We start from the raw sequence: 5,149 nt of genomic DNA, 5'->3' as shown, positions 1-5,149 counted from the left end.
CTTATCAGTATCTGGTTTTTGGTTGATTTTTAAGTCAATATTGCATAATGCGATTACCAGAATTTTTTAGGGTATAGAGAAGTTGGCCAAGTAAGACATCTTTTTCGGTTAAAGTCACAATAATCATAGGATGCTTTGAAGAGGGAATAGAGGTTAAGATGGCTTTACCATTATTTGCATCTAATGTAATTGATTGGCAGCCTTCAAGGTGAATTTCATGCATAAATGCAGCAACCATAGCCAAAATTGAACTGCTGACAGCCGCAAGTTTAGTCGTGTTATAACCATCTTTTTTATAAACGTGTGCTAATTCAAAACCATCAGTGCTACAGAGCATAACGTAATTGACACCGCGAACATTCATGAGAATATCTTGAATTACATTTTTTGAAAATTCAATTAACTCTTCGGGTGCAGTACGGTTTTGTGTCAATGTGAACATATAAAACCTCACGGAGGGTTAATTTGTAATATTTGAGTTAGTTTCGATCGAAGTAATTAAAGCTTCTAATAATAGCAGTACATCATCTTTGTTTCGTGCATCAATAAAGAAAAGAGGAGAAAAGAGCTCATTTTCAAGTAGCCATTCCTTATAAATATTTGTAGATTTACCTGATTCAGAATGAAGATCGGTATGGGTAATTCCAATGGCGATATTATCCGTAAAATTCTGAAAGGTTTCTAAATAGTTCTCTAATTCTTGGATAGGATCATCCGAATGGTGGTCAATAAGAATAATCACACCGATTGCTCCTTTGGTAATAGCGGACCAAACAAAATCAAAACGGCTTTGCCCAGGTGTGCCATAGAGGCCAATAGTGAGGTTTTCTTCGAGTGTAATTTCACCATAATCAATTCCAACAGTAGTTTCTAGTTTGCTATGGCGTTGTACATCAGTATTAAAAGCTTCTGTTTGCAGTACAGGAATCTCTGAAAGTGAGCGAATGGCCTCTGTCTTTCCTGCGCCCATACCACCTGCAAAAACGATTTTAAAGCGTTGTAAAATCATACACTTTTCCTATATGCCTAATTTTTTTCTTAGCTTTCCAAAAAAACTTTTAATGAAATTGGATTCTTCTGAAACTTGTGGTGTTTCTGGGGGATTGTAGTGCTTATCCCAGATATTGATTTTCGAGAGGTTGTTTGTTGCAATAAAGCGTTGTACTGTGTCGATAGGTAAATCAAGTTGTATTGAAATTTTGGAAATCTTTCCACCTTGTATAAAACAACTTGAAAGTTGGAAAATGTGTTTTCTATCCAAGTTCTGGCTAGGTTTAGGCCACATATGAATTTTAAAATGACCATCCTCCGGTGCGATTTCTTTTAAAAATAATGGAGAATTCCAAAAAAACTGCCATAGCCAATCACTCAGTATATGTGGTTGCTTCCGTGAGACTTTCATGAAGTTGCTGGTGCTGGCAATATCATAGTCAAAGCCAAATTCGGTGAAATCTTGTTCTCTAGTCGTATTGAGCCATGCAATATTGTTCTGTACATCAATAATTGCAATAGTGCCTAATGTGTCAAAGAGATGGAGTTTTGAGTTTCGTTCTTGATCTAGCATTTTACTGAAATATTCTAATTTATAAGGGCTTTTTTTATATTGTGTGTCAGCTTCAGTAAGTGCGTGTGATTGAGTTTCAATCGTTGTATTGAGTAGATGTTGTAGAATCCAATTAGATAAGCTTTCATGGTGAATAATGGGCAAAGAAAGCGTATTTTCATGAATCAGGTTTTGCCCTTGTTGGCGTTTGGTAATTTTCAGCCAAGGGAATTTTTGGCTTTGTATGATTTTTTGTATGCTGTCTGTGTCATAAAAATTTTCATGTATGAATAAGCAATCAATGCTTGGGTCGGCAGCAGAACTCCAGTTAATTTTATACTCTTGAGGAATGAGATTACGTAGCTGTGTTTTAAGCTCTTCTGAATGATTCGAACTTAGGCCAGTAATCGCAATATTAATATATTGCTTATTCATAGTATGTCTTTAATTTAAAAGGTTGAAGAGGGCAATACAAACAACCCCTTTCCCATAATGATGAAAAAGGGGGTAATTCAAATTAAGAAAAATCTAAGCCTTTTTCATATCCTTTAAGTTCATGACGTGCCATTGCAAGGTTGGCTTTAGAGCGTTCAAGTACAAGATATAAGAAAATCTTGTCATTGCCTTCTAATGGACGGATTAGGTGATATTGTTTGCCTAAAGTGATAAGAATGTCTTCAATCGTATCATTTAAATTTAAGGCTTGTGCAACACGACGTTTCGAGCGAACGACTTCGGTATTGCCTGCTGCTGCGAGTTCTAAATCAATGCTTCCACCGCCTTGAGTCGCGAGAGCTAAACCACTTTCTCCGTCAACCAATGCTGCTGCATAGAAACCATCAATATTTGCTAATGCTTCTAATGAGACTCTAGCCATAGTTTTTCTCTTCAATTATATGAGTTTTAGAAAATCCTTTTAACCTGTTGTTTCACAAGTCGATTTCATTATATGGATGGCGTGAAAAAATTATCAATAGAAATAAATTGAGCTACAAATATGGAAAAGGAATTGGCGATTAAATCCGAGCTTTTTAGTCAGTTTTTACTGGTTTTTTTTGTGATTTTGTTGACATTTCAATTAAAATATTTTGATTGAATTTGCAATTGAATAGAAAATTTCTTAATTTATTTACAAGTGTAAGGAAATGTAAATTTAAAAAATGGCCATATAATGTTGAGGACAAGATCTATTTTTCTGATTAATTTAAGAAGATTGAATAAATATTTCTAATTTAAAAACAGAGAGATGCGTTGAATTAGAGCATCTCTCATCTTTAATCATTTAGATGAACATTTGTGAGGCTGCGCAGTAGAGTCCCCATAGAATAATAACAGCAACCACGGGTTCAAGGATTTTAGCCCATACTGGTGTTGTGTTTACTTCAGTTGCTTGGCTATGTGTGTGGTCTTGGTGGTCAGTTGTGTGTTGATTTACCATTTGATTAAACTCCTTCATCGTCTCTTCTAATGATAGCTCTTCTTCAGGCATTGGTTTAGAGCCAATCAGTTCCGTTAGGTCATTTGTTGTCCAAATCCAGTCGTCTGCTTGACCTGAAAGGTGTTCAACTTGACCCACGAGAAGTTCATGAATACCTCGTTCACCAAAATTACCTGTTTCATCAAGTTGTTTTAGTTCAGCAAACTGAAGGCTTAGCATTTCCGTTAGACTATGTTCTAAGTCTGCGTTGGCTAGCTGAGATACATTGTGAGGTGAGGTGGTAAGATGTCGAGCAAGTTCCTGAATATACAGGTGATCTTGAGTTTGAATTTCGTGGTAAAGTTTTACGCCATCTTTACGGATAAGCGTGATAAGTTTTCCTAGTGCGAGTGTATTGGCTTCTGCTAGATACTGATTTCGTTCTTCGTGAGGAAATTTATTCAGAAGCTCAGGCTTTTGAATTTTAATCTGTTCTGAAAAATATTGTACTAAATCAAAAGCCATATACTTACTCCATTTTATTAATCTAATAGTCTGAGACTTGGTTTTTTCTTAGATGCTTCAGGTTTTTCTTCATGCTCTGATTTTAAAGCATTTTGCTCATTTTGGGTATGACCCTCATATTCAGATGGGTCGAAGAACAAACCTTGTCCATTTTCACGGGCATAAATGCCAATCACAGCATTAAGGGGGACATAAATATCACTAGATACTCCACCAAAACGTGCAGAGAAGGTAATCGCATCGTTGCTCATATGTAGCGCATGCACGGCATGCGGGACGATGTTTAAGACAATCTGCCCATCTTGAATAAACTGCTCGGGTACCATAGTATTCGGTTGCGTTGCATCGACCAATAAATGTGGTGTCAGCTGATTATCACAAATCCATTCATATATGGCGCGAGCTAAATATGGACGAGTCGGCGTAAGGTTTAATTCTTGATCAGACATAATATTCTCTACGGCTGTTTAAATTCAGATTGATAATGGTTTTTCTCCTGCAAAGTTAAAGACTTTAAAAATGCAGGACGACTAAAAATACGTTGGCAATATAAATAAATTGGGCGACATTGCTGTTTGGGTAAATGCACACCCATACTGTTTAAGCGCAGAAAGATAGGCGCGAGCATGCAATCTAAAATGCTAAAGCTTTCCGACATAAAATAGGGGAAATGCTGAAACAATGGTGTTAGGGAAATGAGTGTATCTTTCAGTTTTTTTTGTGCGTTCAGTTTTGCTTGTGCATCGAGTGTATCTGGATGGCGCAGCATCATATCGGCAAGCTTTAACCAATCTTGTTCAAATCGCCAAATATACTGACGCTGTTCCGCACGAGGCATAGGCGCGTCGGCATAGAGCTTGTTTTGACGATAACGATCGTCTAAATACTCGGAAATGATATTGGCATTAAATAGTTTTAAATCATTTTCAATCAACATGGGCAGTTGATTATAAGGATTTAAGCTGGCGAGATCTTCATCATCTGCATCACTTAAAACCAAATGGTATTTAATTTGCTTCTCTGCAAGTACATAACGAATCCAGTGGGAGCGAAAATCATCTGCATGGCTATACAGCGTAATTCCTTGAAGCGGAGTAGTTTCGACAGACATATTTCAAGAAACTAGGTGAAGTGAATCGGTTAGAATACTAAAAATAGCCAATAAAATCATCTTAACTTTAATATGCTTATACAATCGAACAACTTGGAACAAATCAAAAATAAGGATAAAACTATGCAACTTATGCTCAGAATCACTCAATTGATCGCAGTGATTGTATTAATGACTTCTATCTCAAATAGTTATGCTCAAAATCAAGATATAGCCGAATCAGTAGATGTAGTGCCGCAGACTGCTGAATATGCCGCTTGTATTACTGATGAAACCTGTGATGTCGCTACCTCTGTATCTGAGGATGAGATGTATGGCGGTATTCAGCAAGAATATAAGGTAAAAGGCTGTAAGGTCACTGTTTATAATGATGGAGCTGTGAAAATGGTCGATGAGCAAACGGATGAGCCGTGTAATGCACCACTTCCTAAAGATCATCAATTTTTAAAATAAGCTGAAATATGTAACTAGAGGGATATCATACGAATAAAGCAGAAAGCATGGGTTTTAAAGTTGAAAATGACGCATAAAAAAAGCCTTGGATAAACCAAGG

8 protein-coding genes are annotated in these 5,149 nt (G+C 36.6%); 1 reads left to right on the top strand and 7 read right to left on the bottom strand.

What is annotated here, in order from left to right; all coding sequences use genetic code 11:
• Positions 1-34 precede the first annotated feature (34 nt).
• From B4F08_RS15200 to B4F08_RS15170, 7 genes are all read right to left on the bottom strand, one after another.
• Positions 35-442: a roadblock/LC7 domain-containing protein gene (locus B4F08_RS15200; protein WP_291375172.1), complete on the bottom strand. Its 408-nt coding sequence runs from the start codon at positions 440-442 to the stop codon at positions 35-37.
• 18 nt (positions 443-460) lie between these two features.
• Positions 461-1,009, bottom strand: a complete 549-nt coding sequence (locus tag B4F08_RS15195; protein WP_291375171.1) for a GTP-binding protein — start codon at positions 1,007-1,009, stop codon at positions 461-463.
• A gap of 9 nt (positions 1,010-1,018) precedes the next feature.
• Positions 1,019-1,978, bottom strand: a complete 960-nt coding sequence (locus B4F08_RS15190) for a hypothetical protein (RefSeq protein ID WP_291375169.1) — start codon at positions 1,976-1,978, stop codon at positions 1,019-1,021.
• 82 nt (positions 1,979-2,060) lie between these two features.
• Positions 2,061-2,420 carry a hypothetical protein gene (locus B4F08_RS15185; RefSeq protein WP_086208866.1) on the bottom strand — a complete coding sequence of 120 codons (360 nt, stop codon included), beginning with the start codon at positions 2,418-2,420 and terminating at the stop codon, positions 2,061-2,063.
• A gap of 405 nt (positions 2,421-2,825) precedes the next feature.
• Positions 2,826-3,485: a hypothetical protein gene (locus B4F08_RS15180; protein ID WP_291375167.1), complete on the bottom strand. Its 660-nt coding sequence runs from the start codon at positions 3,483-3,485 to the stop codon at positions 2,826-2,828.
• 17 nt (positions 3,486-3,502) lie between these two features.
• Complete coding sequence (locus B4F08_RS15175; protein WP_291375165.1) at positions 3,503-3,934, bottom strand: ClpXP protease specificity-enhancing factor; 432 nt, start codon at positions 3,932-3,934, stop codon at positions 3,503-3,505.
• Between the two features lie 8 nt (positions 3,935-3,942).
• The gene (locus B4F08_RS15170) at positions 3,943-4,596 is read right to left on the bottom strand and encodes a glutathione S-transferase N-terminal domain-containing protein (RefSeq protein ID WP_110973903.1); all 654 of its coding nucleotides are present in this window, start codon (positions 4,594-4,596) and stop codon (positions 3,943-3,945) included.
• Between the two features lie 123 nt (positions 4,597-4,719).
• Between B4F08_RS15170 and B4F08_RS15165 the strand changes: the two genes are divergently transcribed.
• Positions 4,720-5,049, top strand: coding sequence for a hypothetical protein (locus B4F08_RS15165; RefSeq protein WP_291375163.1), 330 nt, complete (start codon positions 4,720-4,722; stop codon positions 5,047-5,049).
• The last annotated feature ends 100 nt before the right edge of the window (positions 5,050-5,149 follow it).

It is taken from the genome of Acinetobacter sp. UBA6720 (assembly GCF_002454215.1).
Taxonomy (GTDB): Bacteria; Pseudomonadota; Gammaproteobacteria; order Pseudomonadales; family Moraxellaceae; genus Acinetobacter.
The sequence above is the reverse complement of the archived record's forward strand: the minus strand, read 5'-3'. Positions and strand labels throughout refer to the sequence as shown.